This is a genomic window from Inquilinus limosus MP06 (assembly GCF_000767795.1).
In the GTDB taxonomy this organism is placed as follows: Bacteria; Pseudomonadota; Alphaproteobacteria; order DSM-16000; family Inquilinaceae; genus Inquilinus; species Inquilinus limosus_E.
Map to the genome: position 1 here is coordinate 1 of NZ_JANX01000623.1, position 3,525 is coordinate 3,525.

Genomic DNA, 3,525 nt, shown 5'->3' on the forward strand with positions numbered 1-3,525 from the left:
CCCTGGCCCCCTCCCGCGAGGGAGGGGGGATTCTTCGGGCGCAGCCTTCGTGCCCCCGCCCCGTCGCCCGCATGCTATCGTCGGGCCCGTCCCCGACCGCAGGAGCCGTGCCGTGACCGACCTCGCCGCCTTCTACCGCGCCTATATCGACTGCCTGAACCGGCGCGACTGGGACCGGCTGGGCGATTTCGTCGACCCGGCGGCGCGCCACAACGGCCGGGAGTTCGGCCTGGCCGGCTATCGCGCCATGCTGGAGCAGGACGTCCGCGAGATCCCGGACCTGCGCTTCAACATCGGGCTGCTCGCCTGCGACCCGCCGCTGGTCGCCGCCCGGCTGGACTTCACCTGCTCGCCGCGCGGCCGGTTCCTCGGGCTCGACGTCGACGGCCGCACGGTCTCGTTCAGCGAGAATGTCTTCTACGAGGTCCGCGGCGGCCGGATCGTCCAGGTCTGGTCGGTGATCGACCGGGCGGCGATCGAGGCCCAATTGTGACGTCCGGGAGAGGCCGGAGCCACGCGCCGTTCCCCTCTCCTCGGGGAAAGGGAGGGACCCGGCGCGCAGCGACGGGAGGGTGAGGGGGGAGCCGGCCTATGCCACCGCGCGGGCCTCCGGGCGGCGGGCGTACAGGCGGGCGACGGCCCGGGCCCACGGATCCGCCGGACCGGGCGGCTGCGGCGGGACGAAGAAGGGGTAGCTGCGGAAGGCCAGGCGCGGGTCGGTTGTTGCCGGGGCCTCCTCGTGGCACATGACCCAGCTGGTCAGCTCGACCGCGCCGTGCCGCCGCAGCAGGTCGCCGCGCAGCAGCAGCACCCAGCGGCCGGCCTCGTCGAAATAGCCGTGATCGATGGCGTCGATCGCGGCCCCGCCGGCCCCGCGCGGCGCCGCGGTCGAGGAATGCTTGAAGGCCGGTGGCCGCTCCGGGTCGAAGCCGGCCAGCGCGAAATTGGTGCGGATGGCGACGGCGCCGTCGGTTCCGGCCGCGCCGGCGGGCAGGGTGCCGCGCACCAGCACCAGCGCGTTGAACGGCGCCGGGCCCTGGACCGCGACCCGCACCACCGGCTGCAGCTCGGCCTCCAGGACGGGGTCGTCGAAGCCGGCCGGCATGGCGGCCGGGCCGCGGAGGATCGGATCCCTGGGGTCGAGCATCTGCATGATGGCGTCTCGCGAACCGGTGAAGCCCTTCCGATCCCGAAGCGAACCACGCGCCGCCGGCCGGCGTCGTCCTACGTTCGTAGGATGCCGGGCGAAAAATCCGGGGTCAGGGGGCTTGGCCGCGGTCGCGCCCCAGCAGCACGGCGACGGCCTGGGCCCGGTTGGCGGCGCCCAGCTTCTCGTACAGGTTGCGCAGGTGGAACTTGACCGTGTTGGGCGACAGGCCGAAGCGGCGGGCCAGCCCCTCATTGCTCAGCCCCTCGGCCAGGCGCTCCAGCAGCTCGCGCTCGCGGGCGGTCAGGCAGGCCAGCGGGTCGGCCGCCACCGCCCGGCCGAGATCGAGGAAGGGGAACATCATCCGGCCGCGCGCCACCTCGGCCACCACGTCCAAGAGGCGCTCCGGCGGCTCGGACTTGGACAGGAAGCCGGCGGCGCCCAGCTGCATCGCCAGCCGCGCCACCGCCAGGTCCGCGCCGGTGTAGACCACGATGCGGGGCGCCGGGGTCCGGTCCTTCAGGCCCTCCAGCACGGCGCGGCCGTCGCCATTGGCCATCACCCAGCCGATGATGCCGACATCGAACGCGAACCGCGCCACGGCGTCGAGGAAGCGCTCGCCGTCGCTGGCCGAGACCACCAGCTCGAACCGCCGGTCCTCGCCGAACAGCGACTGCAGCCCGCGCAGCACCAGCGGGTTCTTGTCGGCGAAGCCGATGCGGATCGGGTTCGCCTCGGCGCCGCCCAGGGCGGGGGTCAGGTCGGTCAGGGGCAGGGGGCTGGTCATCCGGGGCCGCGGCAAGGGATCCTGCCGGATGCTATCGCGACCGGGCCGCCGCTGTCCGTTCTCCTTGCGGCCAAGGCGATGGGGCAAAGCGGCGCGCCGGCCGGGTTCGGATCGGTGATGAAAAAATCTTTACAGGGCCCGGGTCGGATGACAGAAGAATTTTCATCCCGCCGCCCCGCGGCTTTCCGATTCTGGCTTCCCGCCACATGGACCAGGACCCGCCGCAGACCCTGACGAACCGCTTGGCGCAGAGCCTCGACGCGCTCTCCCCGGCGCATCGCCGGCTGGCGGACTTCGTCCTGCAGCACCCGTTCCGCGCCGCCACCATGGGGATCGAGGAGCTGGCCGGCGCGGCGCAGGTCTCGGTCGCCACCGCCAACCGCTTCGCCCACCGCCTCGGCTTCGGCGGCTTCCCCGAATTCCGCGCCGAGCTGCTGCAGCAGTTCCAGCGCGCCCTGGCGCCGGTGGAGAAGCTGCGCAGCGCGCAGCAGGGCGGCGATTCCGCCCGCGACCTGCTGCACCGCTCGCTCGACGCCGCCGCCGCCAATCTCGGCCAGGCCACGGCGCTGCTGACCGACGAGGCCTGCGCCGACGCGGTCGACCTCGTCCTGGCCGCGCGCCGGGTGGTGCCGCTCGGCCTCGGCATCAGCGCCGTCACCGCCCGCTTCCTGGCCGAGCTGCTGCAGCCCTACTGCCCGGCGGTCGAGCTGATGGACGGCGGCGGCGGCACCGAGCGCATGGTCCGCCAGCTGCTGCGCCTCGGCCCCGGCGACCTGCTGGTGCCGATCTCCGTGCCGCGCTATTCCCGCACCACCATCGACCTGCTGCGCCAGGCCAAGGCCCGCGGCCTGCGCGCCCTGGCCCTGACCGACGGCCCCGCCTCGCCGCTGGCGGCGGAGAGCGACGCCGCCCTGTTCGGCCCGGCCGAGCACGGCGTGCTGCACGGCTCCTCGATCGCCATCATGGCTCTCGCCGAAGCCCTGGCCGGCGCCGTCGCCCGCCGCCGCGGCACCATCTCGGACCGCGGCCCGAGCTGACCGTAGCAGATCCACTGCCCTTCCTCCTCGGTCGACGACGCCCCCGCGCGCCGTCCCCGCCCTCCAGCCCCCAAACCTTCTGAAGCGGAACGCCGACGATGACCCTCGCCTATTGGAACGGGACCTGGCAGCCGCTCGCCGAGGTCGCCGTCTCGCCGCTCGACCGCGGCTTCCTCTTCGCCGACGGCGTCTACGAGGTGGTGGCGGTCTATGACGGCCGGATCTTCGAGCTCGACGCCCATCTCGACCGGCTGGCCCGCAGCCTCGCCGCCGTCCGGATCGACCCCGGCCTCGACCGCGCCGGCCTGGCCGCGGTGTTCGAGCGGCTGGCCGCCGACGCGCCGCGCCCGGCCGCGACCATCTACATCCAGGTCACCCGCGGCGCCCCGGCCCAGCGCAGCCACGCCTTCCCGGCCGGGGCCCAGGCCAGCATCCTGGCCTTCGCCGGCGCGCTGAAGCGCCTGGGCCGGGCGCAGCAGGAGGAGGGCTTCGCCCTGGTCTCCGCGCCCGACATCCGCTGGCTGCGCTGCGACATCAAGTCGATCGCCCTCTTC

At 74.0% G+C, this 3,525-nt stretch carries 5 protein-coding genes; 3 read left to right on the forward strand and 2 right to left on the reverse strand.

Going from position 1 to position 3,525, the window contains the following annotated elements:
* The first annotated feature begins 112 nt into the window (after window positions 1-112).
* A complete protein-coding gene (locus tag P409_RS29655; protein ID WP_034846896.1) occupies window positions 113-493 on the forward strand; it encodes an ester cyclase in 381 nt (126 codons plus the stop codon).
* 96 nt (window positions 494-589) lie between these two features.
* Here P409_RS29655 and P409_RS29660 read toward each other — a convergent pair whose 3' ends face one another.
* The gene (locus P409_RS29660; RefSeq protein WP_034846898.1) at window positions 590-1,153 is read right to left on the reverse strand and encodes a hypothetical protein; all 564 of its coding nucleotides are present in this window, start codon (window positions 1,151-1,153) and stop codon (window positions 590-592) included.
* 106 nt (window positions 1,154-1,259) lie between these two features.
* Window positions 1,260-1,934, reverse strand: a complete 675-nt coding sequence (locus P409_RS29665) for a response regulator transcription factor (RefSeq protein ID WP_052121562.1) — start codon at window positions 1,932-1,934, stop codon at window positions 1,260-1,262.
* A 206-nt stretch (window positions 1,935-2,140) separates the two neighbouring features.
* Between P409_RS29665 and P409_RS29670 the strand changes: the two genes are divergently transcribed.
* Both P409_RS29670 and P409_RS29675 read left to right on the forward strand, forming a co-directional pair.
* On the forward strand, window positions 2,141-2,971 hold the full coding sequence (locus P409_RS29670) for a MurR/RpiR family transcriptional regulator (protein WP_052121563.1): 831 nt from the start codon (window positions 2,141-2,143) through the stop codon (window positions 2,969-2,971).
* A gap of 98 nt (window positions 2,972-3,069) precedes the next feature.
* Window positions 3,070-3,525: aminotransferase class IV (locus tag P409_RS29675; RefSeq protein ID WP_034846900.1), on the forward strand; the 456-nt coding region annotated here is incomplete at its 3' end.

Excerpts from the sequence above, each read along its gene's own strand:
- P409_RS29660 (WP_034846898.1), bottom strand. The coding sequence starts at position 1,153 with ATGCAGATGCTCGACCCCAGGGATCCGATCCTCCGCGGCCCGGCCGCC.
- P409_RS29665 (WP_052121562.1), bottom strand. The coding sequence starts at position 1,934 with ATGACCAGCCCCCTGCCCCTGACCGACCTGACCCCCGCCCTGGGCGGC.
- P409_RS29670 (WP_052121563.1), top strand. The coding sequence starts at position 2,141 with ATGGACCAGGACCCGCCGCAGACCCTGACGAACCGCTTGGCGCAGAGC.